This window comes from Prevotella sp. AM34-19LB (assembly GCF_003468525.1).
Classification (GTDB): domain Bacteria; phylum Bacteroidota; class Bacteroidia; order Bacteroidales; family Bacteroidaceae; genus Prevotella.
Genome location: NZ_QSIG01000002.1, coordinates 22,992 through 40,261, shown reverse-complemented (window position 1 = coordinate 40,261; position 17,270 = coordinate 22,992). Strand labels below are relative to the sequence as shown.

Annotated in this window: 10 protein-coding genes; 7 read left to right on the top strand and 3 right to left on the bottom strand. The window is 46.8% G+C overall.

What is annotated here, in order from left to right; genetic code table 11:
* Positions 1–31 precede the first annotated feature (31 nt).
* The gene (locus DW830_RS00890; RefSeq protein ID WP_119248526.1) at positions 32–3,265 is read left to right on the top strand and encodes a response regulator; all 3,234 of its coding nucleotides are present in this window, start codon (positions 32–34) and stop codon (positions 3,263–3,265) included.
* Positions 3,266–3,538: 273 nt separating this feature from the next.
* Here DW830_RS00890 and DW830_RS00885 read toward each other — a convergent pair whose 3' ends face one another.
* Entirely contained in the window at positions 3,539–4,456 is a 918-nt protein-coding gene (locus DW830_RS00885) for a DMT family transporter (protein WP_089542731.1), read from the bottom strand.
* Positions 4,457–4,603: 147 nt separating this feature from the next.
* Positions 4,604–5,383 carry a tRNA pseudouridine(38-40) synthase TruA gene (gene truA, locus DW830_RS00880; RefSeq protein WP_119248525.1) on the bottom strand — a complete coding sequence of 260 codons (780 nt, stop codon included), beginning with the start codon at positions 5,381–5,383 and terminating at the stop codon, positions 4,604–4,606.
* Between the two features lie 166 nt (positions 5,384–5,549).
* Between truA and dapA the strand changes: the two genes are divergently transcribed.
* From dapA to DW830_RS00855, 5 genes are all read left to right on the top strand, one after another.
* Positions 5,550–6,437: a 4-hydroxy-tetrahydrodipicolinate synthase gene (gene dapA / locus DW830_RS00875; protein ID WP_118311953.1), complete on the top strand. Its 888-nt coding sequence runs from the start codon at positions 5,550–5,552 to the stop codon at positions 6,435–6,437.
* Positions 6,438–6,519: 82 nt separating this feature from the next.
* Positions 6,520–7,407 carry an AraC family transcriptional regulator gene (locus DW830_RS00870; protein WP_119248524.1) on the top strand — a complete coding sequence of 296 codons (888 nt, stop codon included), beginning with the start codon at positions 6,520–6,522 and terminating at the stop codon, positions 7,405–7,407.
* Between the two features lie 139 nt (positions 7,408–7,546).
* A complete protein-coding gene (gene uxaC, locus DW830_RS00865; RefSeq protein ID WP_119248523.1) occupies positions 7,547–8,950 on the top strand; it encodes a glucuronate isomerase in 1,404 nt (467 codons plus the stop codon).
* Between the two features lie 104 nt (positions 8,951–9,054).
* Positions 9,055–10,374, top strand: coding sequence for a YihY/virulence factor BrkB family protein (locus DW830_RS00860; RefSeq protein ID WP_119248522.1), 1,320 nt, complete (start codon positions 9,055–9,057; stop codon positions 10,372–10,374).
* A gap of 46 nt (positions 10,375–10,420) precedes the next feature.
* The gene (locus DW830_RS00855; protein ID WP_119248521.1) at positions 10,421–12,601 is read left to right on the top strand and encodes a family 20 glycosylhydrolase; all 2,181 of its coding nucleotides are present in this window, start codon (positions 10,421–10,423) and stop codon (positions 12,599–12,601) included.
* A gap of 563 nt (positions 12,602–13,164) precedes the next feature.
* Here the strand turns inward: DW830_RS00855 and rho are convergent.
* Positions 13,165–15,234 carry a transcription termination factor Rho gene (gene rho, locus DW830_RS00850; protein ID WP_119248520.1) on the bottom strand — a complete coding sequence of 690 codons (2,070 nt, stop codon included), beginning with the start codon at positions 15,232–15,234 and terminating at the stop codon, positions 13,165–13,167.
* Between the two features lie 152 nt (positions 15,235–15,386).
* Here rho and DW830_RS00845 point away from each other — a divergent pair, with 152 nt between their 5' ends.
* On the top strand, positions 15,387–17,219 hold the full coding sequence (locus DW830_RS00845) for an ABC-F family ATP-binding cassette domain-containing protein (RefSeq protein ID WP_119248519.1): 1,833 nt from the start codon (positions 15,387–15,389) through the stop codon (positions 17,217–17,219).
* Positions 17,220–17,270 lie beyond the last annotated feature (51 nt).

Here is a 17,270-nt window from a genome sequence, read left to right as displayed (position 1 = left end):
CTATCAGCTCCTGATAGCTACTAACCTGGGAATGATTATCTACAATCCACGCACCTTCAAGACAGAAATCATCAATGTACAAAGTCCAAGCCAGCCCCTGACTGAGGTGAAGAATATCTATACGGATGATTTCGGAATGGTATGGGTGTTTACGGATGGTATGGGTGTAACCCTGGTAAATCCAAAGACTTCAACCAAGCAATGGCTGTTTGCCGACCAACAGGATCCTATGGACCGCACCACCTCCGACAGTTTCTTCATCACCCAAGATGAAAACAAGACTCTATGGATTGTGCCGAATGGAGGAACCTTCAGCTACTTCGACCGCAAAGCCGGCAAACTGGTACCTTATCTCCTGAGGAGCAACTCTTCGGGCAACTACCGTGTGCCTAAAATCGGAAAGCATTTCCTTTCCGATCAGGGAATCCTCTGGATAGCAGGTACCCACGATCTTACCCAGGTAGCCTTCAAGAACCATACGTATCGCTTAAACAAACTGGAGAATGGTGAAGCAGAAGTACGTGCACTCTGCAATACTCCAGAAGGATACCATTGGACCGGTTATGCGAATGGTGTCGTGCAAGTAACTGACAGCAAGTATCAAACCGTAGGTTATCTGGCTCCAGGCGGTCAGATTGTACCTAACCAGGTACCATTCTGTCCATATCCAGTATTTTCAATCTTCAGTGATACAAGGGGCAGAATGTGGATAGGAACCCAAGGCGACGGACTTTATGTCCGGTCGCATGAAGGCGTAAGCCATTACGAACACAATCCAGCCAACAAGGCATCGTTACCGCACAACGACATTTATGATGTGGTAGCTGACCGCTATGGAAGAATATGGGTAGCCACACATGGTGGCGGACTGGCTCTTACCCAAGAAGGCGAAACAGGTCTGTTCTTCTACAACAGGAACTTTGGCTTGCCATGGCCTAAGAATAGTTTTGCCGATATACGACGCATTTTCTGTAGCCCTACAGGAGAAATTCTGGTAGGTACCACAGACGGTCTCATTACATTCGGCGATAACTTCAGGAATCCGCAACAGATCAAGTTCTATCAAACCTGCTATATTCCCAACGATACCACATCATTGGCAGCCAACGATGTCAACTTTATCATAGAGCATAGCAATGGCAAGACCTACATCTCTCAGTTAGGAGGAATTCTGGAAAGCATCATCAACAAGAAACTGCTGCAGGACAACTTGAAGACAAAGTATTTCAAGAACATCAACTATAATGAAGGTATCGTGCAAAGCATGATAGAAGATAACGAGGGCAACCTATGGGTGATCCGTGAGTCGAGTATCAACAAATGTAATCTGAAGACAGGAAAGACCACCGTCTTCGGTCCGAACGACTTCGATTACAACATCTCCTTCACCGGGGCTCGCCCTACCCACGATCCAGCCACGAACGACATTTCCGTAGGAACCCCATTCGGATGGCTGACCTTCAATCCAGCAACCCTGAAGAAGAGTCAATACCAGGCTCATATCATCTTCACTTCGCTGCACTTTACCGGCGAAAGCGAGTCTATCCCTATCCTGCATAGCAAGAAGATCGTGATTCCAGCCAACAAGCGAAACCTGACCATCAGCTTCGCTTCGCTCGATTATTCACGTAAGTACCAGATGAAATACCGCTATCGCCTGGAGGGACAAACTCCTCCAGGAAAATGGATTGACAATGGTAGCAGCAATACTATCGGCTTCAACCGAATCTCACAGGGAGACTATATTCTCAAGGTATCAGCCACCAACTCCCATGGTGTATGGAGCAAGTACATTGCAGAACTTCCTATCGAGGTACGTCCTACTTTCTGGGAAAGTGTATGGGGCAGACTCACCCTGCTGCTATTGCTCGCTGCGGTAGTGGCAAGTATATTCTACTCCTATAACAGGAAGCAGCGTGAAAAGCTGGAGCACGAAATGAGTCTGATGAAGAACGACTTCTTCAGCGATGCCAGTCATAAGCTGCGCACCCCGCTGACCCTGATTGGCGGACCACTGAAACACGTTCTGGACACCGAGCATGGTATCACCCGAAACAGTAGGGAAATGCTCGTCATTGCCCTGAAGAACTCAAGAGAAATGCTGAATATGCTCAACAAGGTACTGAGATTCGACGATAATGCCAACTTCCTGGTCAACGGCGGACTCAGCGAAAACGTCAATGAGGAAGGCAATGAGATGGAAAAAGTTGAAGGCGAAATAGACGATACCACCGTATCCAAGTACCTGAAGGAGTTGGAAGAAGAAAAGAAGAAAGAAAAGGCAAAGCACGAAGAGGAGGAAAAACAGAAGGGTACAGCCTCTAACAAACCAAGCAAGAACCTCACCATTCTTGTTGTGGAAGACAACTCCGACCTGCGCCTATATCTCAACAGCGTACTCGAAGAAAAGTACAATGTGCTCCTGGCAGAAAACGGCAAGGTGGGTCTCTATAAGGCTCGCACAGAGATGCCAGACTTTATCCTCACCGATGTAACCATGCCTGTGATGGATGGTATCACGATGATACGTGAAATCAAGCAAGACCGTACCATCTCGCATATACCTATCATCATCCTCTCGGCAAAAGCCAGTGTAGAAGACCAGTTGAAGGGATTCGAACAGGGAGTGGATGGCTATCTTACAAAGCCATTCTCTACCTCATACCTGATGGGACGTATCGAGGCTGCCATCAATAAACGCAAGTCTACGCAGACCGACATTGCCAAGATGATGAAGCAGAACGGAAATGTAGGATATACTGGAAAGGCAGGAAATACTGGAAATACCGGAAATACTGAAGCGGCAGAAATTTCCCAACCAGCAACTGAGCCAAGGAAGACACTCCGTGAACTGAATTTCGACATCCAGGAAAAGGAAAGACTGGCAGAAGAGAAAAAGTCGAAAATGAAGAGTTATGCATTCATGGAAAGTCAGATCAACGACAAGACCATGGGTAGGATCCTGAAGTACGTGACCGACAATATGGGCAGTCCAGACCTGAAGATAGACGACATCGCTGATGCCATCGGTATGAGCCGAAGCGTACTCTACAACAAGATCAAGCAGGCTGTAGGTATGACACCAATCGACTTCGTGCGCCATATCCGAATCATGAGAGCCTGCGAATTGCTGCAGCAGACCAATGATCCGCTTACCAGCATCGCTTTCGAAGTAGGATTCAGCGACCCTAAGTACTTCTCCAAGGTATTCAAGAAAGAACTGGGTATTGTTCCTAGCGAATATCGCGAACGAACCAAGGAATAAAAGACTGGAAATTGTCTTCTATAAATCTATAGAATGAGGGTGTGTCATAAGTTTAGATTATGGCAGCCGAAGTCGGGCTGAAAGCCCAAAAGCTCCTAGCCCAGGGCATCGCCTGGGTAATGTTGGCAAAAAGTAAAGTCGCCTGAAAGGGCAAAAGCTTTCAATTTCAAAGCTTTTGCCCTTTCAGGGCGACTTCCTATATATACCTTATACCCAGGGTGTTGCCCTGGGCTAGGAGCTTCTGCCCTTTCAGGGCGTGCTGGCATAGAACTTTTACTTCGTTCCGAAATAGAGGAAGAGCATTCCTAGCAAGACGAGGAGGAGATCTACGAACTTCGCCTTGAGGTTCTTCTCGTGGAAGATGGCTGCACCGAAGAGGAAGCTGACGATGACCGAACCACGACGGATCATGCTTACGATACTGATCATGGCACCCGGCAGGCTGAGCGCATAGAAATATACGAAGTCGGCAGCCGAGAGGAAGATGCTGATGAAGATGATGCTCCAATGCCAATGGAATGGGGTGGAGTTCTTCTTTGTTGGCCACCAGATCATCAGGAGCATGGCTCCCATGAGGAAGCACTGGTAGATATTGTACCAGCTCTGCACGATCATTCTATCCAATCCCACACCGCCATTCTCAGGTGGAGCCATCAGATACTTATCGTAGAGACCACTCACGGCACCGAGCACGGCAGCCAGTACGATGAAGTAGATCCACTTGTTGTGCTTGAAGTCGATGCCCTCCTTCTTTCCGCTGCGTGAAAGCATGGCAAAGGAGATGATGGCAAGAATGACACCAATCCACTGGTAGAGGTTGAGTACCTCGCCGTAAACCAGCAAGGCACCCACGAGTGTCATTACCGGTCGGGTGGCATTGATAGGTCCCACGATGGTGAGCGGCAGATGCTTCATGCCGAAATAACCGAAAATCCAACTGCTCAATACGATGAAACTCTTGAGCACGATATACTTGTGAACTTCCCATCCGCCTTCAGCTACATGGAACATGGTTCCATCCAGCGAATTTCCTGTATAGCTCAAGATGATGAACGGCAGGAAGATGAGCGATGAGAAAAGCGTGTTCAGAAAGAGCACGGGAATCACTGCGTTACCTGAAAGAGCCTTCTTCTTGAAGGCATCATAGAATCCCAGCAGCGCTGCTGAGAGAAATGCTAATACTAACCACATATTACTTTTACTTTGACCATTGAACTTTGACCATTGAACTTTATGATTACTTTACTTTGTAACTTTGAGATTACTTTGAACTTTATGATATGGCTTGTCTTGCAACTTATAGGATTATTGCCAATCATAAAGTTCAAATCTCAAAGTTCAAAGTTCGTTGTACCCCACGTCTTCCAGGAACAATGCGTTGCCTGGCATGCTTTCGCCCGCATCACTGCGGCTTCCGTTGTGCAGGATGTCGAGAAACTGCTCCATCGTGATCTTGCCCCTGCCTACATCTATGAGGGTGCCCACTACGGCACGTACCATATTTCGGAGGAAACGGTTGGCGGTAATCTCGAAATACCAGGTGGTAGGGGAGGTCTGGACCCATCTGGCAGCCGACACATGGCAGATGGTGGTCTTGTTGTCACCGCCTGCCTTGCTGAAAGCCGCATAGTCTTCGTGATGCAGGAAATGCTGCGCCGCCTGGTTCATCTTTTCGAAATCCAGCGGGTAGCTCATCTGCAGCGAATAGTGGCGCTCGAAGGGATCCTTCCGGGTATGTATATAATAATGATAGGTACGCGAGGTGGCAGAGAAGCGGGCATGCATCTCGGCATCTACCTCCCGAACTTCATAGACGGCAATGTCGCGTGGCAGGATTCTGTTCAGACGATATGTCAGCTGGTCGAGGGCCATCGGGATTCTTTCTTCCGAAACTTTCTCTTCCGAAACTTTCTCTTCCGAATTCCAGTCAAAATGCGCTGCCATGTTCCGGGCGTGCACTCCGGTATCAGTTCTTCCTGCACCTACCACTTCAATCTCCTTTCTGAGGAGGATGGAGAGGGCGCGCTGCAACTCCTGCTGCACCGAATTGGCATTGGGCTGAATCTGCCAGCCGTGATAGTTGGTTCCGTCGTAACCAAAGAATATAAAATATCTCATTGCTTTTCACTTAAAACGACTGCAAAGTTACTAAAAAAACGTGAAATATGGTATAATAATACAGAATATTTTCAAAAATGGTACAATCTTGAAAGAAAATTGCGATTTTATTTTGCAATATGCTAATAATTGTGTACTTTTGCCAACGATTTTGTTTATTTAGATTATGGCACAGAATATATTTAGGGGCCTTGGTGTTGCCCTCATTACTCCTTTTAAGGCCGATGGTTCGGTAGATTATCAGTCGCTCAAGCGATTGGTAGAGTTCCAAATTGACAATGGTGCAGACTTCCTTTGCATCCTTGCAACAACTGGTGAGGCTCCTTGCCTGACCCAGGAAGAGAAAGACAAGATTACAGAATTGGTGAAAGACGTGAACAAGGGTCGCGTCAAGATATTGAAATATTGTGGCGGCAACAATACTGCCGCTGTCGTAGAGGAAATCAAGAATAGCGATTGGAGTGGCATCGATGGCATCCTCAGCATCTGTCCTTATTACAATAAGCCATCCCAGGAAGGTTTGTATCAGCATTTCAAGGCCATCGCACAGGTTAGTCCGCTGCCTATCGTACTTTATAATGTACCTGGCAGAACCGGTATCAATATGAAGCCAGAGACCACCTGCCGCATTGCCCGTGACTTCCCTAATGTGGTAGCCGTGAAGGAGGCGAGTGGTAGTCTGGAGCAGGTAGATGAGATCATCAAGAACAAGCCGGATAATTTCGAAGTAATCAGCGGTGATGATGCCCTTACTTTCTCTATGATTGCGAGTGGCGCTGCCGGTGTGATTTCTGTCATCGGTAATGCTCTGCCAAAGGCATTCAGTAGAATGATCCGTCTGGAGTTCCGTGGTGAGTACGAGCCAGCCCGCAAGATTCATCATTCCTTCACTGAGCTTTACAGCCTTCTCTTCGTAGATGGTAATCCTGCCGGTGTGAAGGCATTGCTCAATGATATGGGCTTTATCGAAAACGAGCTGCGCCTGCCGCTGGTTCCTACCCGTATCGCTACCAAGCAGAAGATGAGTGAAATCCTCAGAACTTTGAATATTTAATATATTGATTAGTTATTATTGATTATTACACGCATAGAATAATCATTGATAACTAATCACTGATCATTAATCACTATACATTATGGCTGAAGACAGAAGAATCATACATGAGATTACCCCGCTGATGGGTAAGGATGTGCTTTACATTGCCGACAGGCACAAGAAGGAGTTTACCTATCCGATACACAATCATTCGGTGTTCGAACTCAATTTTGTAGAGAATGCGGCGGGAGTAAAGCGTATTGTGGGTGATTCTCAGGAGGTAATTGGCGACTTCGACCTTTGTCTCATCACATCACCTGATCTGGAACATGTATGGGAACAGAACGTCTGTCGCAGTGAAGATATCCGTGAGATTACCATCCAGTTTGATTTCAGTATGGGTGAGGAGACTCTCTTTGGCAGAAATCCGTATGCCAGCATTACACGTATGATGCAGGAGGCGAAGAAAGGACTTTGCTTTCCTCTGAAGGCGATTATGAAGGTTTATCGATTGCTGGATACCCTGAGTACAGTGAAAGATGGCTTTTATGCCGTGCAGCAGTTTCTCACCATTCTTTATGAACTGTCGAAGTGTGAGGATGCGCGAACTCTGGTATCGAGCAGCTATGCCAAGGTGGCGGTGGAGGATGACAGCCGACGTATTCTGAAGGTAAAGAACTATATCTCGAAGAACTATATGGATGAACTCCGATTGCCGGATCTCGCTTCGCTGGCGGGTATGAGCTCGAGTGCCTTCAGCAGATTCTTCAAGCTCCATACGGGTAGAAACATCTCAGAGTATATCATCGACCTCCGTCTGGGCTATGCTGCCAGGATGCTGGTGGATACTGCAAAAAGCATCAGCGAAATCGGGTTCGACTGCGGTTTCAATAACCTCAGTAACTTCAATCGCATCTTCAAGAAGAAGAAGGGGTGCTCGCCAAGTGAGTTCAGAGAGAACTATCATAAGACCAGAATTATCGTATAAAATACGCATAACGTAATCGTTTAAGTGAAATAATTAAAAATATTTCCCTTAAACGATTTCTTTTTGGGATATTTATTGTATCTTTGCGTCATCATTAGTATTATTAAATAAATAAACATTTAAAAACTACTATACAGTTATGAAGCAATTTATGGATGAAAACTTCCTGCTTGATACCAAGACAGCGCAGGACCTTTTCCACAATCATGCGGCTAAGATGCCAATCATCGATTATCACTGCCACCTCATCCCTGAGATGGTTGCGAATGATCACAAGTTCAAGAGCATTACAGAACTCTGGCTCGGTGGTGACCACTACAAGTGGCGTGCTATGCGTACCAATGGTGTAGATGAGCGTTTCTGCACAGGTACTGACACCAGCGACTGGGAGAAGTTCGAGAAATGGGCAGAGACTGTACCATATACTTTCCGTAACCCTCTTTATCACTGGACACACCTGGAGCTCAAGACAGCTTTCGGTATCAACAAGCAGTTGAGCCCTAAGACTGCACGTGAAATCTACGACGAGTGTAACGAGAAGTTGCAGCAGCCTGAGTTTACTGCTCGTGGCTTCATGCGTCACTATAATGTAGAGTGCGTCTGTACAACAGATGATCCTATCGATGATCTCCGTTACCACAAGCAGACACGTGAGAGTGGTTTCGAGATCAAGATGATTCCAGCTTGGCGTCCTGACAAGGCGATGAACATCGAGAAGCCTGATTTCGCTGAGTATATGAACAAGTTGGGCGAGGTAGCTGGTGTTACCCTCACTACTTTCCAGGATATGGTTGATGCTTTGCAGAAGCGTCACGACTTCTTTACCGAGAACGGCTGTAAATTGAGCGATCACGGTATCGAGGAGTTCTATGATGAGCCATATACAGATTCTCAGATTGAGACTATCTTTGCAAAGGCAATGCGCGGTCAGCAGCTCTCTGCACTCGAGATCCGCCAGTATAAGCATGCCTTCCTGAAGGTTTGCGCTGAGATGGATCACGCAGCCGACTGGACTCAGCAGTTCCACTATGGTGCTATCCGCGATAACAATACATTGATGTACAACAAGCTCGGTGCTGATACCGGTTTCGACTCTATCGGTGAGTTTACTACCGCTAAGGCTATGAGCAACTTCCTCAATGAGTTGAATATGGAGGGTAAGTTGACACGTACCATCCTCTATACATTGAACCCATGTGCCAACGAGGTAATTGCTACCATGCTTGGTAACTTCCAGGACGGTTCTTGCCCAGGTAAGATCCAGTTCGGTTCAGGCTGGTGGTTCAACGATCAGCTCGATGGTATGACCCGTCAGATGAATGCACTCTCAGTATTGGGTCTCTTGAGCCGTTTCGTAGGTATGTTGACCGACTCACGTTCATTCCTCAGCTACCCACGTCACGAGTACTTCCGTCGTTTGCTCTGCAACCTCCTCGGCAATGATGTAGAGAAGGGCTTGCTTCCTAACGACATGGAGAGCCTCTCTCGCATGGTAGAGGACATTTCTTACAACAACGCTCGCAACTACTTCAAGTTCTACTAAAGAGTAGTAGAATCTGATCAGCAAAATACTAAGACAAATCCCTTCACGGCATCTTCTGGGTGTTGTGAGGGGATTTGTTGCTTGATAACAAAAAACCGGAGTTTATGGGATTAATAGATAAAATAGTAGGTTTCTACGAGGATATCAGGGAGTTGAATTCTTCGAATATCCAGGATTTTCGAGGCAAGATGAAATCTTGGCTCAAGATGGGTATGCTCGCCGGTCGTATCTTCTATATCAAGGATATGTGGGCCAGGGATGTGGCGGCATTGACCTTTGCCTCGTTTATGGCATTGATTCCATTCATGGCGATGATGTTTGTCATTGCCCGCGGTTTCGGTTATACGGCTATGCTGGAGTCGTGGCTATCTACCACTTTCGAGGCGCAACCCGTTGTGGCTCAGACTATCGTGAATTTCGTTCACAATTATATCGAGAACACGCAGAGTAATTATATCATCGGTACGGGTATTGTGATGTTTCTCTATACCATCATCTCACTGATGCAGAAGATAGAGCTCACCTTTGATGACATCTGGCATACGGGTGAGCGTTCGTGGAAGCAGATCGTGACAGAATATCCTACCATTCTTTTCGGACTGGGTATGATGATTCTCTTCGCCTCTTTCTTTAATGTATGGACAGTGAATGTGATAGATGATGTGGATCGGATTGCTGATATGGGAGAGACTATCCCGGCTTTCATCCTGCATGTAGCTGCATTTGTGCCGATGTTCCTATTCTTCGTGTTCTGCTATTGCGTGATTCCTAATACCTATATCCGGTTTCGCAGTACGCTGGTGCCTTCGCTTCTGGCGGGCATCAGCATGACGGCATTGCAGTATGGATATATTTATCTGCAGGTATTCCTTTCGAGCTATAACGTAATCTATGGTTCGCTTGCCGCCATTCCGTTGTTTCTTCTGTGGCTCCAGATTTCGTGGGCAATCGTAGTGTTTGGTGCCTTGCTCTGCTATACCAACCAGAACCTGCATCATTATGACCTGGACTTGAAGTATGATCATGTGAAGTTGGAACAGCGTATCAAGGTCTGTGCTGTGGTGATGCATCAGGTGTGTCATCGCTTCAATGATGGTGAGCAGGCTTATACGCCGAAAGATATCCATGAGGTGACGAAGATTCCGCAGCAGATCATCAATCACGCCGTGAAGGAATTGCTGCAGGCAAAGCTGCTGGTGGAAATCCGAAGCGAGAAGAAGGGTAGTTTCGAGGAATCGATCATCCTGCATCCGATAGAGAAGATCGATCATCTTACCTATGGAGCGATGATAGAGCGACTCTTTACCTATGGGGTTGATGTTGTGGGACTTGCTGAGCAGAATCCTGACTGGGAAAAGTGGAAAGACATAGATGTCCTGAATGCAGAGTTCGTAGAAAGTGGCAAGAGAATAAATTTCGTTTAATATTAATTAGAATAATAGTATATAAACCTTTAAAAACCATTAGTGTATGAGAAAAATGATTTCTTTTGCAGTTTTTGCTTTGTTGGCAACCTCGTTGTCGGCGCAGACCGTCGCCAATATGAAGGACCTCAATGCTGAGAAAAAATCGGCTGCTATTAACCTGAAATTGACAGGAACATTAACAACCACGAGAAATTCGGATTTCCGACAGCTTCGTGACTTGTGCTGGCAATTGAGAACTCTGGACTTGAGCGAAGCTACCTGTCCTGTTCTTCCAAAGAATGCCTTCCATTCCCGTCATCATCTGCAGAGCATCATCCTGCCAAACCAGTTGCAGGAGATTGGTAGTCAGGCTTTCTTTGCCTGCGACAATCTGCAGGATGTAGTGATTCCTAAGAGCGTGACGAAAGTGGGAGCTGCAGCCTTTTCTGGTTGTAAGGCATTGAAAAACATCACGATAGACGGAACGCCGGAGTTAGGAGAGTTTGCCTTTGCCAATCTGGAAGGCGTAAAGGTCATCAAGGTGAATTCCAAGATTCCGCCAAAGGCAGCTTCTACTGCTTTTTCGGGCATGAATATGCGAGACGTGAAACTGGTGATGCCAAGAGGTAGCGAAAAACTCTATCGCAAGGCACCGGGATGGAACCACTTCTTCGGTGAGGTGAAGCAGGCGAGAGAAGTCTGCAATCCTGAGGCTTGTCTGATTCCTACTCCGATGGAACTGAAAGTAAATGCCAAGGCGGCACCTTTGCAGGTGGCAGGAAACTGGAAGATCGTAGCTGCCGATGGTCTTGCCAATGAGCAGGAACATGCCGAGAGAATCCTGAAGGAGCGAGTAGAGCTGCAGCATAAGGATTTGAAAAAGGGCGGACAGCTCACTATGACGCTTGCCCTGGATGAGACGCTGGCAGACAATGAGGCTTATACCCTGGATGTGCAGCAGAAGGGAGTAGTAATCAAGGGTAAGACAGCTGCTGGTGTCTTCTATGGATTGATGACTTTCGACCAGTTGCTCCGCGGCGATGCCGCTAAGGTAGGTTGTGATGCCATCCCGCAGCTGACATTGAAAGACCAGCCTCGCACCCATGTGAGAGAGTTGATGGTGGATCCTTGCCGTATCTTCGTTCCATACGAGGATCTGAAGGCTTTTGTTCCGGAGATGGCCCGCTATAAGCTGAATATGCTTCATCTCCATCTCGTAGATGACCAGGCTTGGACCATCGAAATCAAGAAATATCCTAGACTCACTGCCGAGGCGAGCAGTCGATGGGGAATGGACGATATGCTAATGCCTATCAAGGGCTATTATACCCAGGAGCAGATGCGCGACTTCGTGGCATATTGTGCCAAGTATCATATCCAGGTGGTTCCTGAGATTGAGATGCCGGGTCACGAGGTAGCTGCCATCAGTGTTTATCCGGAGTTGACCTGTCAGGGTGTTCAGAAACCTATCCGTACCACCTGCGGTGTATCGGATGAGTTGCTTTGTCCGGGTAATGACTTCACTTACGAGTTCCTGGGTAATGTATTCAAGGAGTTGGCAGATATCTTTCCTTCTGAATACATCCATCTGGGTGGTGATGAGGCAGGAAATCCTGCGCTCGACTGCTGGACCTACTGTCCTAAGTGCCAGGCTTTGAAGAAGAAGCTGGGTATTACCACAACCGACCGTTCTGAGAACTGGAAGTTGCAGGGGTATCTCTTTGACAAGGTGATAGAACTGCTTCGTACCCAGTATCACAAGACTCCAATGTTCTGGTATGAGACCGATTTCAAGAAGATACAGCCTGGTTGTGTTACCTTTGCCTGGCGTGCCGGTTTGACAAAGGAAGCATTGGTAGCGGCTGTTGAGAACAATGCCCGTATCCTGCTTTGTCCTGGAGAGCATTGCTATTTTGATTATCCGATGGCAAAGGGCGATATGCCTGAGGTAAACTGGGGTATGCCTGTTACATCTCTGAAGGCAGCCTATAGCCTGGATCCTGCCTGGGGTATGGGCGAGGAGTTTGAGAAGAACAATCTCTTCGGTGTAGCCGGAACCCTTTGGAGCGAGTGTATCAATTCGCCTGAACGTATCTACTATCAGGCTTATCCTCGTTCGCTGGCTTTGGCTGAGGCAGGCTGGAGTTTCCAGAAGAACCGTTCATGGGAGGGATTCCTGACCCGATTGAAGCCAACCGTGAAGGATATGATGAGAAGAGGCATCACCTTCTCTATGGAATATTAATGAAGAACTAGAAAGCAAGAAGGGCAAGCTCCAAAAATGGATCTTGCCCTTTCTCATATTTAAATCTCTCTCACTGTAAATATAATAGAGATTTCTATTTTTACTTGCTCAAACTAACAGAGTGGCTCATATTAGTCATTTCCGGGATTGAGTTGATTACGTCTCTCAAGAACATACCCATGCAAAGTACCATACCTGAAAACATAACTGCGGCTACTGCCATTGTAAAAATAGTCATCATAATCTTTAAATCTTTTTAATTTTTTGTTACTGTTATTCCTTAATACGAGTGCAAAGTTAACACTTTTTTATCAAATAACGGCATTTTATGCTAAGAAATATAAATGCAACAAGTGTTTTTTGACCTGTATCAACTACTTCAGATATGTGATGAAAATGACATTTTTATAGTATATTCCCCGTATTGCTGTCATGCTTGTATGCCGTATCAGCAATATAGCTTTTTTTGTACAGGGATGTGCTGTTTTACCTATTAAATAGAAAGAAAAAGTCCAGTAAGTATGAATGGACTTACTGGACTCTTTTTTGTGTGATATTTATCGTTATGAGTTCATGGAAATGAGGAACTCTTCGTTGTTGCGGGTATGCTGCATACTCTTGTGGATGGTGTTCATCGCCTCGATAGGGTTCATATCTGAAATGAACTTGCGGAGAATCCACATACGGTCGAGGGTTGTCTTATCCTGTAAGAGATCGTCGCGACGGGTAGAAGAAGCCACAAGGTTGACTGCAGGGAAGATACGCTTATTGCTGAGTGAGCGGTCGAGCTGCAACTCCATGTTACCTGTACCCTTGAACTCCTCGAAGATAACCTCATCCATCTTACTACCTGTATCAATGAGGGCAGTAGCGATGATGGTGAGCGAACCGCCGCCCTCGATATTACGGGCTGCACCGAAGAAACGCTTAGGCTTCTGCAATGCGTTGGCATCCACACCACCCGTCAACACCTTACCAGATGCAGGGGCTACTGTATTATAGGCACGTGCCAGACGTGTGATAGAGTCGAGGAAGATGACAACATCATGACCGCACTCAACCATACGCTTTGCCTTCTCCAGAACGATGCCGGCAATCTTCACGTGGCGCTCGGCTGGCTCGTCGAAGGTAGATGCGATAACCTCGGCATTCACGGTGCGAGCCATATCGGTAACCTCCTCAGGACGCTCGTCGATGAGCAGCATCATCAGGTATGCCTCTGGATGGTTGGCTGCGATGGCATTGGCGATATCCTTCATCAGGATGGTCTTACCGGTCTTAGGCTGAGCCACGATGAGTGCACGCTGTCCCTTACCGATAGGTGAGAAGAGATCTACTACGCGGGTACTCAGGTTGGTGGTACGGCGGTCGCCGCAGAGCTCGAACTTTTCGTTAGGGAAGAGTGGGGTGAGATGCTCGAATGGAACACGGTCTCTTATATCCGATGGGTCACGACCATTGATCTTGTCAATGCTGGTGAGTGGGAAGTACTTTTCGCCTTCATGTGGTGGACGAACGTGGCACTGGATGACATCACCTGTCTTCAATCCGTAGCGCTTCACGAAATTGGTAGCTACGTAGATATCATCTGGAGATGAGAGATAGTTGAAATCGCTGCTGCGAAGGAAACCATATCCATCAGAGAGTACTTCGAGTACACCATTGGCAGAGATGATGTCAGTAAAATCATATTCTGGTTCCTGACTTACCTCTTTAGGGGCTTGTGCTGGAGCTGCTGTTGCTGCCGGAGTCATCGGACGGTCGAAGATATCGTATGTAGGCATGGCAGCCTGATCCTCGATAGGTAAATCTACCACGGTGATGAAATCGGTGCCATCGCCCGGGTCGCCTGCCCAGACACCATCTGGTGTAGTCTCGGCTACAGCTGGCTCTGGAGTATGTTTTGGAGTATTGCTTTCTTTTGGTTCTGCAGGAGTATTGTTCTCGTTGTGAGCATTCATCTTAGCCTGGAGTATGGCAATCAACTCACTGTTGTCATTGCCCGAACCGTTGGCAGTAAACTGCGCCTCTGGAATCTCTGCCTCCTGGTTGTCAGATACGGGAGCTTCTTCTGTTGGCTGCTCTTTGTTTGCCAGAGCTGTAGCCATAGCTTCTTCCTCAGAAACAGTAGCCTGTTCTGTTGGATTTTCTGCCAGATCTGCATCTTCAGTAGGTTGCTCAGCAGTGTTTTCTGCATTCTTCATTGCTTCCTGCTGCATTTTGATGGCAGCCGCCTTGGCAGCCGCAATGGCTTCCAGTTCTGCCTTACTCTTGCGTCCTCTGTGCTTAGGAAAAGCAGCCAGTGGATCAACGAATGCAGGGGTAGCTTGTGGAGTCTCTCCTTCAGTGGTTGTATCAGTAGCGGCAGGGCCGTTAACCTGGTTTTTCATAACATCGAAGTTTTCGCCCTCGATTCCATGAACAGAATATACTCGATCTTCTTTCTTGCTGGCGATGCGTGTGCGTTTACGCTTCTGCGCAGCACCATCTGCTGATGCCTCTGCCAAAGCATCAAGAATCGTATAGATAATCGTTTCCTTATTGTCGCCAGATTTAATCTTGACGCCAATTTCTTTTGCAAGGTCCTTCAGTTGAACGACACTTTTTGCTGATAATTCGTCTTTGCTATACATTATTATATATTGTATATTATATGATTTTTCTATGAAATGTAGCGTTTCTACAATGGAAACACTATATGTATTTGAACTTTTCGAGTGCAAAGATAAGCAAAAAATTTGTTTCTGCCAAATTTTTTCTGTAACTTTGCACAAAAATAACGAAAATGGCAAGTCAAATACCGTATTTAGACGTTCAAAACCTCACCAAACGCTTTGGAGCAGAGGTTCTTTTTGATAAAATATCCTTCTCTATAGCAGAAGGACAGAAAGTGGGACTCGTGGCACGCAATGGCACGGGTAAATCTACATTGATGTCGGTGCTCATGGATAAGGAGGGGCATGAGAGTGGTGATATCATCTATCGACGCGACTTGAAAGTGGGCTATCTGGAACAATCTCCTAAGTTTGATCCGGAGGAAAGCGTGCTGGAAGCTTGCTTCAATCATGAGGATGATCCGGAAAAGGTGCTCAAGGCAAAGCAGATCCTCACACAGTTGCATATCACCAATATGGACCAGCCGATGGGACAGCTGAGTGGAGGACAGCAGAAGCGTGTGGCACTCGCCAATGTGCTGATAGATGAGCCTGACTTCCTGATGCTCGATGAGCCTACCAATCACCTCGACCTGGAGATGATAGAGTGGCTGGAGGGTTATCTGAATCGAGGTAACAAAACCATCTTCATGGTTACGCACGACCGTTTCTTCCTTGATAAGGTATGTAATACCATCCTGGAGCTCGATGACAAGACCATCTACACCTATCGTGGAAACTATGCTTACTATCTGGAAAAGCGCCAGGAGCGTATGGATAATCTGCGTGCAGAAATCCAGCATTCCAAGAATCTCTATCGCAGAGAGCTGGACTGGATGCGTCGTCAGCCTCAGGCTCGAGGTCATAAGGCGAAATATCGTGAGGATGCTTTCTATGAGTTGGAGAAGGTAGCCAAGCAGCGCATCGAAGACCGTCAGGTAAGATTGAAGGCTTCTACCGTATATATTGGTTCGAAAATCTTCGAATGCCAGTATGTGAGCAAGGCTTTCGATGACAGAGGAAAGAAGAAGATGATTCTCGATAACTTCTACTACAACTTTGCCCGATTTGAGAAGATGGGTATCGTAGGTAATAATGGTACGGGAAAAACTACTTTCATCAAAATGCTCCTGGGCGAGGTGCAGCCGGATAGCGGTAAGTTTGATATTGGAGAGACTGTGCGCTTCGGTTATTTCTCGCAGGAGGGACTCAAGTTCAGGGAAGACCAGAAGGTGATAGATGTCATCACGGAGATTGCCGACTATATCGACCTGGGCAACGGCAAGCATATGACGGCTTCGCAGTTCCTGCAGTTCTTCCTCTTTACTCCTGAGGAACAGCACAACTATGTGTATAAGTTGAGTGGTGGCGAGAAGCGCAAGCTCTATCTCTGTACGGTGCTGATGAGAAATCCCAACTTCCTGGTACTCGATGAGCCAACCAATGACCTCGATATCCAGACCTTGCAGGTGTTGGAAGAGTATTTGCAGGATTTCGCAGGTTGCGTGATCGTAGTGAGTCACGACCGTTACTTTATGGACAAGGTGGTAGATCATCTCCTGGTATTCAAGGGCGAAGGCGAAATTCAGGATTTCCCTGGCAACTATACCCAGTATAGAGACTGGAGCAGGTTGCAGGAGAAAGATGAAGCTGAAAAAGCTGCTGTTACGGCTAAAAACGCAGGCAATAACAATACGGTTGCCAACGATGGTGCCGGCACTGCCAAGCGTGATGCCAACTTTGAAAACAAGCGTAAGATGAGCTATAAGGAGAAGCGTGAATATGAACAGCTGACCCAGGAAATAGAGAAACTTACCGATGAGCAGAAAAAGTTGGAAGAAGCCCTTTGCAGCGGTACCCTGTCGGTAGAGGAATTGACCGAAAAGAGCAAGCGTCTTCCGGAAATCAAGGATGAGCTTGACGAGAAGGAAATGAGGTGGCTGGAATTGTCAGAGATGCTCTAGACATAGAACTGTGAGCGGTTGGATATTGAACTTTATGATTAGTTCGTGGGC